At 32.5% G+C, this 14,211-nt stretch carries 19 protein-coding genes; 5 read left to right on the top strand and 14 right to left on the bottom strand.

Annotated elements, in window-relative coordinates:
- The first annotated feature begins 61 nt into the window (after positions 1-61).
- A complete protein-coding gene (locus V7056_RS13125) occupies positions 62-469 on the top strand; it encodes a GNAT family N-acetyltransferase (protein WP_499702587.1) in 408 nt (135 codons plus the stop codon).
- Positions 470-515: 46 nt separating this feature from the next.
- Here V7056_RS13125 and V7056_RS13130 read toward each other — a convergent pair whose 3' ends face one another.
- The 4 genes from V7056_RS13130 to V7056_RS13145 form a co-directional block, all read right to left on the bottom strand.
- The gene (locus V7056_RS13130) at positions 516-1,106 is read right to left on the bottom strand and encodes an RsfA family transcriptional regulator (RefSeq protein ID WP_499702589.1); all 591 of its coding nucleotides are present in this window, start codon (positions 1,104-1,106) and stop codon (positions 516-518) included.
- A 78-nt stretch (positions 1,107-1,184) separates the two neighbouring features.
- A complete protein-coding gene (locus V7056_RS13135; RefSeq protein WP_499702591.1) occupies positions 1,185-1,952 on the bottom strand; it encodes an enoyl-CoA hydratase/isomerase family protein in 768 nt (255 codons plus the stop codon).
- A gap of 213 nt (positions 1,953-2,165) precedes the next feature.
- Positions 2,166-2,339, bottom strand: a complete 174-nt coding sequence (rpmF, locus tag V7056_RS13140) for a 50S ribosomal protein L32 (RefSeq protein ID WP_025672195.1) — start codon at positions 2,337-2,339, stop codon at positions 2,166-2,168.
- Positions 2,340-2,394: 55 nt separating this feature from the next.
- The gene (locus V7056_RS13145; RefSeq protein WP_499702593.1) at positions 2,395-2,910 is read right to left on the bottom strand and encodes a YceD family protein; all 516 of its coding nucleotides are present in this window, start codon (positions 2,908-2,910) and stop codon (positions 2,395-2,397) included.
- Between the two features lie 308 nt (positions 2,911-3,218).
- On the opposite strand from V7056_RS13145, the gene V7056_RS13150 reads away from it, so the two are divergent.
- Positions 3,219-4,454 carry a nucleotidyltransferase gene (locus tag V7056_RS13150; RefSeq protein ID WP_499702595.1) on the top strand — a complete coding sequence of 412 codons (1,236 nt, stop codon included), beginning with the start codon at positions 3,219-3,221 and terminating at the stop codon, positions 4,452-4,454.
- A gap of 87 nt (positions 4,455-4,541) precedes the next feature.
- On the opposite strand, the gene V7056_RS13155 is transcribed toward V7056_RS13150, so the two are convergent.
- Positions 4,542-5,567 (bottom strand): SepM family pheromone-processing serine protease, encoded by a 1,026-nt coding sequence (locus V7056_RS13155; RefSeq protein ID WP_499702597.1) that lies wholly within the window; start codon positions 5,565-5,567, stop codon positions 4,542-4,544.
- Complete coding sequence (locus tag V7056_RS13160; RefSeq protein WP_499702599.1) at positions 5,542-6,348, bottom strand: patatin-like phospholipase family protein; 807 nt, start codon at positions 6,346-6,348, stop codon at positions 5,542-5,544. Before V7056_RS13160 ends, V7056_RS13155 begins: the two co-directional genes overlap by 26 nt.
- A 176-nt stretch (positions 6,349-6,524) precedes the next feature.
- Between V7056_RS13160 and spoVV the strand changes: the two genes are divergently transcribed.
- Positions 6,525-7,754 carry a dipicolinic acid transporter SpoVV gene (gene spoVV / locus V7056_RS13165; protein ID WP_499702601.1) on the top strand — a complete coding sequence of 410 codons (1,230 nt, stop codon included), beginning with the start codon at positions 6,525-6,527 and terminating at the stop codon, positions 7,752-7,754.
- Here the strand turns inward: spoVV and coaD are convergent.
- Together coaD and rsmD are read right to left on the bottom strand one after the other, a co-directional pair.
- On the bottom strand, positions 7,751-8,242 hold the full coding sequence (gene coaD / locus V7056_RS13170) for a pantetheine-phosphate adenylyltransferase (protein ID WP_499702603.1): 492 nt from the start codon (positions 8,240-8,242) through the stop codon (positions 7,751-7,753). The genes spoVV and coaD overlap by 4 nt on opposite strands.
- Before the next feature lie 11 nt (positions 8,243-8,253).
- Positions 8,254-8,817 (bottom strand): 16S rRNA (guanine(966)-N(2))-methyltransferase RsmD, encoded by a 564-nt coding sequence (gene rsmD / locus V7056_RS13175; protein WP_499702605.1) that lies wholly within the window; start codon positions 8,815-8,817, stop codon positions 8,254-8,256.
- A gap of 341 nt (positions 8,818-9,158) precedes the next feature.
- Here rsmD and V7056_RS13180 point away from each other — a divergent pair, with 341 nt between their 5' ends.
- On the top strand, positions 9,159-9,548 hold the full coding sequence (locus V7056_RS13180) for a DUF7147 family protein (protein WP_499702607.1): 390 nt from the start codon (positions 9,159-9,161) through the stop codon (positions 9,546-9,548).
- Between the two features lie 84 nt (positions 9,549-9,632).
- Here V7056_RS13180 and V7056_RS13185 read toward each other — a convergent pair whose 3' ends face one another.
- The 6 genes from V7056_RS13185 to V7056_RS13210 all read right to left on the bottom strand — a co-directional run bounded on the left by V7056_RS13185 (position 9,633) and on the right by V7056_RS13210 (position 13,616).
- Positions 9,633-9,911 carry a YlbG family protein gene (locus V7056_RS13185; RefSeq protein WP_499702609.1) on the bottom strand — a complete coding sequence of 93 codons (279 nt, stop codon included), beginning with the start codon at positions 9,909-9,911 and terminating at the stop codon, positions 9,633-9,635.
- Positions 9,912-10,594: 683 nt separating this feature from the next.
- Positions 10,595-11,050, bottom strand: coding sequence for a YlbF/YmcA family competence regulator (locus tag V7056_RS13190; protein ID WP_499702611.1), 456 nt, complete (start codon positions 11,048-11,050; stop codon positions 10,595-10,597).
- A gap of 60 nt (positions 11,051-11,110) precedes the next feature.
- Complete coding sequence (locus V7056_RS13195; RefSeq protein ID WP_499702613.1) at positions 11,111-11,683, bottom strand: histidine phosphatase family protein; 573 nt, start codon at positions 11,681-11,683, stop codon at positions 11,111-11,113.
- Positions 11,684-11,747: 64 nt separating this feature from the next.
- Positions 11,748-12,032 carry a YlbE-like family protein gene (locus V7056_RS13200; protein ID WP_499702615.1) on the bottom strand — a complete coding sequence of 95 codons (285 nt, stop codon included), beginning with the start codon at positions 12,030-12,032 and terminating at the stop codon, positions 11,748-11,750.
- A gap of 10 nt (positions 12,033-12,042) precedes the next feature.
- Complete coding sequence (locus V7056_RS13205; RefSeq protein WP_499702617.1) at positions 12,043-12,453, bottom strand: YlbD family protein; 411 nt, start codon at positions 12,451-12,453, stop codon at positions 12,043-12,045.
- 116 nt (positions 12,454-12,569) lie between these two features.
- Positions 12,570-13,616 carry a CAP domain-containing protein gene (locus V7056_RS13210; protein ID WP_499702619.1) on the bottom strand — a complete coding sequence of 349 codons (1,047 nt, stop codon included), beginning with the start codon at positions 13,614-13,616 and terminating at the stop codon, positions 12,570-12,572.
- 175 nt (positions 13,617-13,791) lie between these two features.
- Here V7056_RS13210 and V7056_RS13215 point away from each other — a divergent pair, with 175 nt between their 5' ends.
- A complete protein-coding gene (locus V7056_RS13215) occupies positions 13,792-14,163 on the top strand; it encodes a YugN family protein (RefSeq protein ID WP_499702621.1) in 372 nt (123 codons plus the stop codon).
- Positions 14,164-14,211 lie beyond the last annotated feature (48 nt).

Raw genomic sequence — 14,211 nt, forward strand, 5'->3', positions numbered from 1 at the left:
ATATAATATAATTATATTTCAAATATTAAAAATTTACATTCAATTTAAGGGGGAGCAACATTTGAGCAACAAGATCGAACGCTTACAAATAAATTTTAAAACACTTGAACAATTTCAGCAATTTTCTGGTTATGGATTACAAGAACTTTCTATGTTGGAAGATCTTGAATCAAATTTAATCGATAATGAGTTCCAATCACCATTTTATGGTATTTATTTAGGCAAAGCTCTTATTGCTCGTATGAGCTTGTACACGCATAAAAGTGAAAACGAAGAAATAATCGAGATTAACAAAATGGAAGTACTTCCTTATTATCAAAAAAATGGTTATGGAAAAGAATTAGTCGCTTATGCTAAATCATTTAACAAACCAATCAAAACGATTCCAAGAGCAAATTCAAATGAATTTTGGAAGAAGCAAGGTTTCACTGAAACCGACTCAGAGTTTGTCATTTGGCAACCGAAATAACCATTTAAAAAAACTCAACACCTCAATGAAGAGATGTTGAGTTTTTTTATTCTTTTTTAGATTTCACTTTTTTATCAGGTGTTCCACTCGAAACATTTACAAATTTTCGTTTTTGGTCAATAAATTCAAATAAATTTTCATACTCGCTTTCAAGCTCTTTAACTTTTTCAAGCAATTGTTGTCTTTCAACTTTTAGTTGATCATTTTCTTGTTTTGAAATTAATAACCTCTTTTCGAGGGATTGAATTTCTCTAACTGGAAGCGACTCTACTTTTTGCTTTACAGTTTCTAAAAATTGAAACACAGCTTCAAATGATACTTCAAGATCGCCTTCACTTGAAACTACTTCAGTTAATTCTATTTCAGTTTGCACTTCAGGCACTTCATCATTTAATTCATTTTTATCAGTCGATTGTTTTTTACTATTTACTTTCGCATTTTCAATTTCTTCCTTATAAAACTTTCGGACGAAAGAATTCCAACGATAGCCACAAGCAGCTGCTGTTCTCGATAAACTTCCAGCTACAATTTTAAATGCTGTTAATTGAGTTGACCCTTCATTTATCGATTTTAAAACTACTTCAGCTAAGTAGTTATCCTCCTCTTTTGTCCATGCATCCTGGCGATTTGCAACCATTTGCAATCCCCTCCAATTTCTTATGCAATAAGCAGATTTTACTATAATTCATATGCAAAAAAATATAAAGGTAGAAGATTACTTTTCCAATTTTTTTGTAAATTGTTCAATATTTTTTATATGTTCCTCTGAAAACCATAACGGAAGAGCTGAAATAACTTCTTCTTCCATACGAGTTTTTAAACGTTCCTGAACCCATTTTCGAGTAACTATTTTTTTATTTTGATGGTGTATATGCGTTGGAATACTTTTAGCTAAGCTAATAAAGCTTTCATTATGTAGCGATATAAAATCCCTACATAATTCATGGATAAACCCAAGTTTTTTCGCTTGAAATGCAGTATATATGTTAGAGGAAGATAATAGAGTAATCCATTCTTGATGATTCATTTTCTCTCGCAATATGGTCCCACCACCCCATGAAGTAGGGATTCCCATTTGACCTTGAATAAAGCCTATTTTGGCATTATGGTTCGCAAAGCGAAAATCGAATGCACTTGCTAATTCACAACCACCGCCTAATGCAAAACCATTAATATAACAAATCGAAATCTGAGGTAGCATTGCTATTCGATAAATCACTTCACACATTTTTAAACAATATGCTTCTAACCCCTTACGATCATCTTTAAATTTTTGAATTGTTTTTAAGTCCCCACCAGTACAAAAATATTTTAATCCTTCACCGGTTAATATAACTAACTTACTATCTGATTTATAATGAATGTCGTAAATGATGTCTAATAGTTTATCGACCATCGTTTCGTCTATGCAATTTCCACTATTTGGTCTATTTAAAAAGATATAATCTATTTTATCCCGTTGATATGTAATAACTTCAGACAATTACATCCCTCTCTCTAATTACCGATTATTCTCCCTAGTACACTATACGTTTTACATACGGTAAGTAGTATAAAAAGATGAAGGTAAGAGATCGAAACTTTGAAGAAACAGAATGTTATGGCAGCATTGTGGGAGAGGTAATATGTGCGGGTATCGGAGTTTAAGGAGAAAAGGAAAAAGCACATAGTTTCCTATGTGCTTTAAATGACTAGCTTATTTGCTAAGTACTTGTTTTCCTTTGTAGTGTCCGCATGATTTACATACGCGGTGTGCTAATGTTAATTCACTACAGTTTGGGCATTCAACCATTCCAGGTACCGCTAATTTAAAATGCGTACGACGCTTTCTTTTTACAGTTTTGGACGTTCTTCTTGCAGGTACTGCCATTGATCCCACCTCCTTAAAGTGAGTTTTAGTTATGAAGCCGGTAATCCGGTACTTCTCAATTATCTTTTTTGTCAAAAAATTTTGCTAATCCAGCAAGTCGAGGGTCAATTTTTTGCTCTTTTTCAACGTGTTCCTTAACTTCCCAATCTGTACCAGATGTCGGAGCTGTCTCCTTGCCTTCAGTATCCTCAGCAAAAACTTGCAAAGGAATTTCAGCTAAGATAATCTCTTCAATCACAGGAGTTAAGTCTAACACATCACCCTCTAGGATGTGAAAATTCTCATCTTCACTTTTCCATTCAGATGTTGTAAAAAACGTTTCTGTTGTGGTAATCGACAAAGGATATTTTACATCAACTAATGTTCTTACACAAGGTAAAATTAAATATCCAGTTATTGTTAAATGAAACGTATATCGGTTCGTTCCAAAATCAACTCGTCCAGTCACTTTAATCGGTGAAACCTCACGAATTTCCTCATTACGTTCCTTCAATTGACTTACATCAATTGTCTCATCTAAATTTAAACCTTTATGTCTTAATTTTTGTAATTGGTGCACTGACCATTTCATAAATAACCACCTCAAGGCAACAATGAAAATTATATAATCCTTATAATCATTTGTCAATATTTTTTCTTTACACTAAGAAAAGCGGTTGGAGTTCGCTCAAAACCAAGTAAAACCAAAACGAATACGTTCCAATAAGCTAGTCTTCCCATATTAATCATTCTTTACATAGGAAAATATGTAACTTATCTAATATATTATTTTCAACAAGAAATTACAATACAATTCACCTTAAGTTGCGAATTATTTCTAGATACTGTTATTCTATATGTATAATTTCAGATATTTTGTAAATATTGGAGGTGTTTTTCATGAAATCGGTTGGTGTGATCGTCGAATATAATCCTCTTCATAATGGACATGTCTACCATTTATCACAGTCAAAACAGTCTACTAATGCTGATGTTGTTATTGCGGTGATGAGTGGTCAATTTTTACAAAGAGGCGAACCGGCTGTTGTTCCAAAGCACGTTAGAGCAAAACTTGCATTACAAGCTGGTGCAGATCTTGTCATCGAACTCCCTTATAGTTACTCTACGCAACATGCAACTCTTTTTGCAAAAGGCGCGATTTCAATTTTAGATTCCTTGAATTGCGATTCTGTTTGTTTTGGTAGTGAAGAAGGTAAAATTGAATCATTTTATGAATTGATTGATCAAAAGAAACAGCTTACTAGCTCAATTAATACGAGCATTCGCTCGTTACTTGATAAAGGAATGAGTTACCCTTCAGCGTACAGTACTGCATTACAAACAAATTTGGAAACCTCAAAACTAGATGTTTCCTTACCAAACAATATTTTAGGTATCCATTACTTGGAATCGATCGAGCATTTTTCCAGTCAGATGCAGGGCACAACGATAAAAAGGATTGCTGCAAATTATCATGATGAAGAAGCAAACCACCAAAGTATTGCAAGTGCAACTGCAATTCGTAAAATATTAAAACAAGAGGATGATTCAATTTCAAACTTTGTTCCAAGCTTTACGAAAAACGCAATTGAAACATACATAAGTGAAAATGAAATCTTACATTCTTGGAATGAATATCTTCCATTTTTAAAATATCGATTAATGACAACGAAACTTGAAGACTTATCTCTGATTTATGAAGCTGTTGAGGGTTTAGAAAGAAGAGTAGTTGATGCGATTTTAAAATGTTCAAGCTTTGAAGACTTGATGCCAACAATCAAAACAAAAAGATATACCTGGACTCGAATCCAAAGATTATTAACTCATTTGTTAACAAATACCTCTAAAAAAGAAATGAAATCTATATTGGAAGCTGATCGAGTTCCGTATATACGCTTATTAGGAATGTCTCAAAAAGGCAAAGCTTATTTGAATGTAAATAAAAAACAAATCGAACTACCAATTTATACAACCATCAATCAAGAAAACCAAAATGCTTTAAGTACAGACTTAAAGGCTACACATGCGTATGCATCTATTCTATCAATAAAAAATCAACAAAAACTAATTCGTACTGAATATGCACTTTACCCATTTATTTACGATGAAAATTTAGGTAAATTTAGTAGGGAATAATGAATAATGATATAAAAACAAAAAAACTGTTTATGACATTCTTACCAAACAACGATTTGTTTGATGAATTCAAAAACAGTTTTTTTATTATGAACTAGTCTTTAATTTTTTCAAGTATTCTATTGCGTCCGCATATGTGTTCACTGGAACAATTTTCATTTTTACATTGTGCTCTTTAGCTGTTTTAACGGCCTCTTTATAATTTGAATTTCTTTTCCCATTTTCATTCGGTGCAAAAAAGATTTCCGCCCCTGCTTTAGACGCAGCAATGATTTTTTGAGCTATACCACCAATCGGACCTACTACTCCCTCTGTATCTAGCGTTCCTGTACCAGCAATTTCATGTCCTTTTGCTAAATTTTCTTCACTTAATTGATCATATATTTCTAAAGCAAACATTAGTCCCGCTGAAGGTCCACCAATTTCTTCGGAGTCTATTTCAACCTTGGGATTGGTACTTAGTTTTATATTCTCTACAATTGAAACGCCAATGCCAGACCGCTTTGGTTCATCCTTAAACGGTTTAGAAGTAATGCTAACGTTTTTACTTTTACCATTTCGAATAATAGTCAGTTGAAAGTTCGTCCCTGGAGAAAATGATGAGATTGTTTTTGTAAAATCATCAACTGAATGGATCTCCTTTTCTCCCACTTTTGTAACGATATCTCCTAACTTCATCGCCTTAGAAGCTGGCATGTCTTTTAGCACTGAAATAATGACAACTCCAGTTTTGTTAATTTGATAAGGTTTGCCAGCTTCTTTATAAGCATTTACGATTGCTGCTTGTTTTGATTCTTCCATATATCGTAATTGTCGAAATTGATAATCATCATTACTTTCACCTTCACTTAAAATCTCTTTTTCTTTGTATAGATGATGAACAGAATTTGTATAAGTACCGATATATGAATAAATATTTGCCTTACTCATCGAGACAGTCGTTAACATAAAATCCCCGTCATCTTTTTTTGCCCCTTCAACATTTACATATGGACCTAATGGCTCGGCTAAGCCAGGTTTTGTCACATAATATGGTAGTGGGATAAAAACTAATAGTATCATGACAATTCCTAGTACTAATAAGACATTAAGTATCTTGATCCTTTTCTCCACTATATTTCTCCTTCCACTGTTCGATCTGATGAATGATTTCTGGTATCATTTTTTCTGTTTCTAATTCTCCTGTTTGTATAATATTTTCTAAGTCAGTAAAGTTCCTTGAATTAAAATGATCTAGATTTGGTCGAATCATAATATTTGAAACTGTTTCTCTGTTTCTAACAAGTTCGTGCTGCATAATTTCAATACTTTGCATAATGACATCGTAAATTGTTGATACTTCTCCACTTACTTTTATAGGTGATACATCAACACCAATAATAAAATCCGCTCCCATATCTTTCACGACTGATACAGGGATTCGATCAATCACACCGCCATCAACTAAAAGTCTGCCATTCCATGGTTCTGGAACAAATATACCTGGAATAGAAATACTCCCTCTTACAGCAGTAGCAATATCTCCTTCTCTAAAGATAATTTTTTCTCCAGTTAACAAGTCAGTTGCGATGACTGCGATTGGTACATCTAAATCTTCAATTTTCCTACCGTAAGATAATGCTTTGATTAGTTCTTTTGCCCGATTACCGGAAATTAATCCCATTTTAGGTACAACATAATCAATATAGTACTTTGATTTAAAGACTTTCGCAATTTTATAGAGTCTATCTATATTAGAACCTGCTCCATACAAAACTGCTACAAGTGCACCCATACTACTTCCGGCTATATAATCTATGGGGATATTATGCTTTTTTAACACGGATATTACACCAATATGTGCAAAACCTCTTGCACCACCTGACCCTAGCGCTAAACCAATTTTCGGCTTCAATTTATTCCCCTCCATATAAACTAAATTGGTCTAAAATCGTGTTCATTTAACGTATATTGAATAGTACAAGTTTTCTTTTCAATCCATATATTAATAACATATTTTCTATTCATTCAATTTACGACAATATAAGATGATTCAAATTTTTGTTCCAATCCTTTGTTGGAGGTTTGTTCGTGAAAAAAAATTATTTTATTACGCTACTTATTTTTATAACGCTAATTACGCTAACCGCGACCATTATTCTTTACCCAGATGTTGCATTTAAAGGGTCAACTAGGGGGTTAGAAATGTGGTGGGGAATCGTCTTTCCCTCTTTGCTACCTTTTTTTATTTTAAGTGAGCTATTAATCTGTTTTGGGATCGTACAATTTATTGGCGTATTTTTAGAACCCGTCATGAGGCCTTTGTTTAGAGTTCCAGGAGTTGGAGCTTTTGTTTGGGCGATGGGGATGGCTTCAGGATTTCCATCCGGAGCTAAGCTTTCTGCTAAATTATACAAAGATGGGGAGTTAACAAAATTAGAAGCTGAAAGACTAAATTCATTTACGAACTCTTCTAATCCATTATTTATTTTCGTCGCAATATCAGTAGGATTTTTTCATAATGTAAATATCGGAATTGTTTTGGCTGCTAGTCATTACCTATCAAACGCTCTTGTTGGCCTGCTAATGCGGTTTTATGGCAAAAACCAACCCAACTATTCTAGACGAGAAAAAAACCCTTCAAATCGAATTAAACGCGCTTTTACAGTACTACATGAAAAAAGAATGAAAGAAAAAAGACCAATTGGTAAGATTTTAGGAGATGCGATCGCCTCTTCCATCCAAACTTTACTCATGATAGGTGGATTTATTATCGTATTTTCTGTTTTGAACATGCTTTTGATCGAAGTTGGTTTCATAAAACAAGTCGGAAAAATCATTTCATTTTTCATTTCAAAGACAGATATCCATCAAGACCTATCCACCCCTTTTGTTTCTGGATTATTTGAAATCACCTTAGGATCAAAATTAGTGAGTGATGTTGCCAATAGTACATTATTACAACAAGTTGCTTTAACAAGCTTTATATTGGGCTTTGGTGGCTTCTCGATTCAAGCACAAGTCGCAAGTATTATTTCGGAAGTAAAAATGAGTATGAAGCCGTATATGATTGGTCGTTTACTACAATCAGTTATTGCCCCTATACTTGCTGTACTACTTTGGAAACCTTTATATGTCGATCGCTTGGCGAGCTGGTCGAACCACAAAACAATAACAGTTATCAATAACTTTACAGAACAACATTTTCAGATAGATTCAATTTTTGTGATTGGTCCAATCATTACATTGACCGCTTTATATATTTACGTGCTCATCATCATTTATCGAATATATATACAAAAAAAGAAACCTCAGTTTTAAACTTGAGGTTTCTTAAATTTATTTTCTAACGCAATATTGACACATTCAGGAACTAAATCTTTTACATTCCCACCATATTTAGCAACTTCTTTTACAATTGAAGAACTTAAGAAAGAATATTGATTGTTCGTCATCACAAAAAATGTATCGATTTCATCTACTAATTTTTTATTCATTGCAGTAATCTGCATCTCATATTCAAAATCTGAGACTGCTCTCAGTCCTCTTAAAATGGCAGAAGCATCAATTGATTTTGCGTAATCCATTAATAACCCACTAAATGAATCTACTGATACATTCGGTATGGATTTAGTCGCTTCAGAAATTAACGTTGTTCGTTCTTCTAATGAAAACAGCGAATTTTTTGCTGAATTATTTAATACGACAACAATTACTTCATCAAACACCCTAGCCCCACGTTTAATAATATCAAGATGTCCTAATGTGATTGGATCAAAGCTACCAGGACAAACTGCAATACGTTTCATGTTGTACCCCCTTATATTTCTCCCTTAATTTTATGATACACAGAAACGCCACAAATTCCATATTTTTCTGCTTTTGTTCTGACAAATCGACCGATATTTCCCGGTAATTCTACATCAGTCGCATGTTCTACTAGAATTGTACCATCATTAGATAACATTTCTTTCTCATCAAATGTTTCGATCAATGAAACAATTTGCTGCTTTTTATAAGGGGGATCTAATATGATTAAATCAAATTGTATTTCTCTTTTTATGATTGCTTTGACTGCACGCTCTGCATCATTTCGATATACTTCTGCTGATGTTGAAAGTTTACACGTCTCTAAATTTTCTTTAATCGTCTTGATAGCTTTCATTTCTCGGTCTACAATGATTGCTTTATCCATACCTCTACTTAAAGCCTCTATCGAGAGTCCACCGCTACCTCCAAATAAATCAAGAACAGTACCGCCTTCAAAATAAGGGCCAATTATATTAAACATGGCTTCTTTTACTTTATCTGTTGTTGGTCGTGTACTTGTACCTGGAACAGCTTTTAAACTCAAACCTTTACATTTCCCTGAAACTACTCTCATTATTTACACCTACTATATTTATCAATTCTCAAAATATCCTATCATAAATTTCTACAAACAAAAACAATTCTTTCCATATTCTTCTTCTAATGTATAAAATCATTCTCTTTGGTTATAACTATTTTTAACAACATCTCAGTTGATGTTGTTGCCAACCGCGGAGAAGACTTACGTTTCCCCATAAGTTCTTCCTCCGGTTTCTCCTCTCCCTTTGCCTTCTTTTAAGTGATGTCACTTTAATAAGAGGGGCCCTGCGAATGCGGGGTTTTTTTTTATGCCTGATTCCTGTAAAATAAGTGATGCATATCCAATGTAATACAGATATTTAAGGGGGATTCATCATGATCCAACGCATGATTGAAATAGGAGAAGGTTACTCCGATTTATATGAATTATTTGAAATAGCTAAATCTCAGAAAGATAGAGTAAAATTTTTACTTAAGTTAACATCTGAAAATAATAATCAAAAATGCTGTACGTTCGCAGTTATTTTAAGCCCTACTTCTATTGGCGAATTTCAACCAATATATTATTGCAGAGAAGGTATTACGCTAAAAGAGAATTCAATTTCGAAAAGAGAAGAACTATTTGAAGAACTAGCTGTAACATTAAATAAAGAAATCATTACGTTACATATTAGGCATTCAAGTTCCTTCCATGCAATAGAATTATATCAACAATATCTAATTGGCATTTTAAGACTTAATCATTTTATCCCACCAATGAAGTAAAATGATTTAAATTCATTAAAAAACGATTGAACGGTGTTTAATTTAGAAGTAATTTCCTAAATTAAGTTTACCATTCAATCGTTTTTAATCAATTTGATAGTCATATTCCTTTTCTTTTGCATGATCTGGCTTCGCATTTTCATACTCAGTTTTGATAAAAGGTTTATATGATAATTCGATTCTTTTTACAAAATGAAATTTCTTCAATCTCTCTATTGTTCGTTCAATATCATCCATATTGCAGTATAAGACAACATATTTCAAACGTTTAGAAACAAAGTGAATATTTCCAAATTTACGTAACATTTTTGCTTGCTTTAATGACTGTAAATAAATGATAATACCTTGTCTTTGCACAAACATATAACTTTCTCCTTTAAAAATCCGTTAGAAATAGAATATCATATCCCAATTTTCTTTTGCAATGAAACTTTCATAATTCATTCGTATGAAAGGGTTGAATTAAGATGCTAGATGATATTTGGGAACATTTTCTTTTATGTATATCTTCAAATGATGAAGTAAAAGAAGCTTCTAATAAATTAATTTGTGGCGTTATATTTTTATCTATTCAACCACTAGTCCCCCAAAAAAGCGAGGCATTTATTAAAAACATCATTTTAACATGTTCTAAACAGTATACATCACAATATAAGTTAATTTATCGAATTGAATTTGTCCGTTCCGAACAGAATACCTTGATCTTTAGACATCGTTTTTACGTTCCCAATCAAAAAATGTTTTGTTGTGGAAATGAATGTGTAAACTGTACTAGATTCCGAAAATCATTGTAATTGGCTATTTTCGGATACATTGTTACGACTTAAGAATACATTTGCATGACAACTCCAGGATGCTCTCTTTCTGTGGTGCCTAAGCTCTACATGCTCATCTTTCCTACATTTCCCACAGGAGTTTCGCACTTTACATTGTAATCAACTTCTGACAATTTCCTTTAAAATCCCAAAAGTAGCAATCATTTAGAAAATAGCTTTAATAAAAAAGAAGACTCACTATTCATTAATGAGTCATTCTTACAGTTTATATTACTTTGTTTTACAACCACATTTACCGCCTGTACCGCATCCGCCTGTACTACAGCCTCCACCAGTATTAACAAAGAATGGATTGCCAGCTGGAACTTTTACTGAAGGTGAAACTGATTGAGCAATTAAGAAGCTTGTCTCATCTAATAGCAACTGAATTGCATCTTCCGCTTGTTTAAAAGCAGCAACCGTTTCATTCAATTGTAATTCTCTTTTGACTTCACTCATATTTTTACGAATTTCTTTATAATCGGGATGGTACTTTCCAAAACGTTGAACATCCTCATATAAGTCTTTCGTCTTTGTAAAGCGTTGGATTACGTCCTGTGCGGTTTTGTCATTATTTAAGGCTATATATGAAGCTCTATACTGATCTGCAACGTCAGATTGTACGATCATAGAAGCAATTTCTTCTGATACTGTCATAAGTTGCAAGGTTTCAATTGTTGCGTACATTTCCTTACACCTCCAAGTATAAACTATACCATAAATAATTCGTAAAATAAAAGTACATGCTTAGCTATTTATATGTTCTGATACATTAAATGCATTTATCTTCCAGTTACCATCTTTATATTCAATATAATTCGCACATGCATTTTTTAAAACAGTTTGAAAAGGAACTTTATTAGAATCAATTGCATGTAAAATTGCCTTAATAGTATGTGAATGCGCAACGATCACAATTCTTTTACCTTTATGAATTTCAGCAATATCTTGGAGTGCATGAAAAGCTCGGTTGATTAGAAGCTCATTTGTCTCCATTCCAACTACATTGTCATGATAGATATGATCATGAAATTCAGATACAGGTTTTCCACTAGCCTCACCAAATTCTCTTTCTACAAATCGAGCATCTTCAATAATTTGATCAATACTAGTAAACTCAGCAATGGCCATTGCAGTTTCTTTTGCTCTAGATAATGGACTTGTTATAATTGTGTCCCACTTTTCTTCACTAAGAAAACGTGCACTATCATACGCCTGCTGTTTTCCAGTCTCATTTAATGGAATATCTTCTCTACCTTGTATAATATGATTAAGATTCCAATCTGTTTGTCCATGTCTAACTAAACAAATTTCTGTCATAACTTTTGCTCCTTTCGAAACTTGTAACCTTAATTGTAGCAAAAAGCTATGACAGTTTGAAATATTATTCATTTTCAGTCGCATCATCAGAATCACTAGTACTACTTTGCTCTTGCTGTTCTTTTAATACTTGAAACATATCAATCATAAATGAAGCCATTTGAACTTGATTTTGTAATTTATCTACACGCTGAGGTATCGTTTTTCCAAAAAACTCTAACGAGGCAAGTCTGAAGTCTTCAACTAATTCAGGATTACGAGTAAGCTTTCTATACCATTTTGGTTGTTGTCTAATAAATTTAATATACTCTTCATCGCTCTGTAGAAAATCTAATACATCTTTTCTCATTTCAACCTCCTTAATCCTGTCTGAAGTTAAAAGGTTGTGTCGTTTGCTTTTCTTCGCGTTGACCAGTTGAAGCCGGGGATTTAAACTGAGAAATTAATTGCTGAATATTATTTAAAGTTGAATTTACATTTGATAAATGATCTTGAATTTGATCTGGATCTAAATTCTTAACAAAAGACATTACTTTTCCTACATATCCTTCTTCTGTTTGCTCTTTCTTTTGATCTTTTTTTGATGTTACTTTTCCACTATCTGTTCTATAAGCATTCCATTCATCACTATCTTCACCATATAAATACCATTCTTCAAAAAATTGTTGCCACGTCTTATTCCCTTTTTTGACTTCATCTCTTAGTTTAGGATGCTCTTTGACAAATTCCCTGAATTGTTCGATAGATGGACGGTTATGATTATTTCTCATACATCTCACTCCAATTAAAAGCATTTACTACAAAATTATGTATGAAGAATAATTTCGTGCTTGTATGGAAATAAAAAAACCAAGCACATAACGAAACGTTACAGCTTGATTTTTTATTATTTAATAAAATTTTGAGTGTAATATTTTTTATATGATCCAACTCCAAGTGTGGTGTAATCTTTTTTATACATATTCACTCGGTGACCTTTTGAGTTAATCCAACCATAAACAGAAGCAATTCCATCAACATAATTAGCAGAAATATTTTCTCCAGCTAACCGATATGGGACTTCTGCATCATTTAACCGGTCAGCTAAGCTACCGTACAAAGATGAATGATGATCAAAATAATTGTTCACTACCATATCTTTGCTATGACCTAATGCTACTTTTGCAGCTTCTTTATTCCATTTTAATGTTGATAAATTCATTCTTTTACGGTAAACATTTGTAAGGTTAAAGATTTGTTTTTCTTCTTCTCGATCTATAATTGCTTGTTCGGTTTCATTTAAAGGTTTTGCACTTAATAATTTTCCACTATAGACTAATTCATATGGTCTTTGCTTTACTAGCGTTTCAGGAGAAAGAAATCTTACACCTAATAAACTTCCAGTAAAACGGTCAAAATAAAGTTGAGCATAACTATCATTCACAGCAACAAGTGGTCGTTCATGTAAATCCGTTGTAGATAATTTAAATGTATATTCATTATTTAATAATGAAAAAGATAACTTCTCATGTAAATTTACATTATCAATTGATTCTTCATAATGACTACCTATTAAAAAAGGAGAAACATCAACTTTATTGCCAGCAACATAAACTGTCACTACGGTTCCATTTAAAATACCAAATTGTATGTATTTTGCAGGGTCTTTATCATAAACTAGCCAATCATAATCATATTGAGAAGGAACCTTTCTTGATGGCTTACCGTAGACTTTCATTACATCTTGTTCACTTTTACCGATATATTCTATAACAGAAAAGCTAGCTGCACTTTTCGTATCAGTATGTTCCGTCAAAGGTATTTGAACTTCATCAACTCTTTGAAATTGATTTACATTCGTTAAATTTATAAACCAATCTTTAATTAGTGGACTGAATATAAATACAGTTACAAAACTTATTGTAAAAAAGAAAAGTTTTAAAAGCTTTTCCATTTTTATCTTCCCTTCTCGGTAGTAATCTAATTTATATATATCCATTGTAGCCAAATTATTCAAAAAAATATATAAATTAGTTAAAATACATTTATCAGCTTTTCATTGCTAATTATTGTCATTGATAATATTATATTAGTAGGGATTTTTTCTAAGTAATTTAGGGGGTAATAACATGAAATTTGAAAATACAAATTTAGAAAATCATGTAGTGAATGTAAAATTATTAAATGAAATTATGGAAGAATTAGGTTTTGTCCTTGCAGGTCAATGGGATTACGAGCGTGTAACTTACGATTATAAATTTGAACTTCGCAATGAAATTTACTATCTACGTGTACAAGGTTATTCTGTTGAAGGTCACGTTGAATCTAGCAAAGGTAAAATCCAATTACTTACTCCATTATTAGGTAAGTATTACTACCCACACGGTGTAGAATATGGTGAAGGTGAAAACTTCCCTCAAGCAGTATTAGATAAGAGTGCAGCTCTACTGAAAAAAGCAGAAGAACAAATCGCGCTTGTTAGTAAGTTCATTATTCTATAATTATTAAAAAGAGTGAGTAATAGAAGTACAACTTCTATTACTCACTCT

This window comes from Bacillus sp. JJ664, from assembly GCF_036962205.1.
In the GTDB taxonomy this organism is placed as follows: domain Bacteria; phylum Bacillota; class Bacilli; order Bacillales; family Bacillaceae_G; genus Gottfriedia.

Bases quoted from the DNA above. Each gene is read 5' to 3' on its own strand.
- V7056_RS13130 (WP_499702589.1), bottom strand. From the start codon at position 1,106: ATGGTTGCAAATCGCCAGGATGCATGGACAAAAGAGGAGGATAACTAC.
- rpmF (WP_025672195.1), bottom strand. From the start codon at position 2,339: ATGGCAGTACCTGCAAGAAGAACGTCCAAAACTGTAAAAAGAAAGCGT.
- V7056_RS13145 (WP_499702593.1), bottom strand. From the start codon at position 2,910: ATGAAATGGTCAGTGCACCAATTACAAAAATTAAGACATAAAGGTTTA.
- V7056_RS13150 (WP_499702595.1), top strand. From the start codon at position 3,219: ATGAAATCGGTTGGTGTGATCGTCGAATATAATCCTCTTCATAATGGA.
- coaD (WP_499702603.1), bottom strand. From the start codon at position 8,242: ATGAAACGTATTGCAGTTTGTCCTGGTAGCTTTGATCCAATCACATTA.
- rsmD (WP_499702605.1), bottom strand. From the start codon at position 8,817: ATGAGAGTAGTTTCAGGGAAATGTAAAGGTTTGAGTTTAAAAGCTGTT.
- V7056_RS13180 (WP_499702607.1), top strand. From the start codon at position 9,159: ATGATCCAACGCATGATTGAAATAGGAGAAGGTTACTCCGATTTATAT.
- V7056_RS13185 (WP_499702609.1), bottom strand. From the start codon at position 9,911: ATGTTTGTGCAAAGACAAGGTATTATCATTTATTTACAGTCATTAAAG.
- V7056_RS13190 (WP_499702611.1), bottom strand. From the start codon at position 11,050: ATGTACGCAACAATTGAAACCTTGCAACTTATGACAGTATCAGAAGAA.
- V7056_RS13195 (WP_499702613.1), bottom strand. From the start codon at position 11,683: ATGACAGAAATTTGTTTAGTTAGACATGGACAAACAGATTGGAATCTT.
- V7056_RS13200 (WP_499702615.1), bottom strand. From the start codon at position 12,032: ATGAGAAAAGATGTATTAGATTTTCTACAGAGCGATGAAGAGTATATT.
- V7056_RS13205 (WP_499702617.1), bottom strand. From the start codon at position 12,453: ATGAGAAATAATCATAACCGTCCATCTATCGAACAATTCAGGGAATTT.
- V7056_RS13210 (WP_499702619.1), bottom strand. From the start codon at position 13,616: ATGGAAAAGCTTTTAAAACTTTTCTTTTTTACAATAAGTTTTGTAACT.
- V7056_RS13215 (WP_499702621.1), top strand. From the start codon at position 13,792: ATGAAATTTGAAAATACAAATTTAGAAAATCATGTAGTGAATGTAAAA.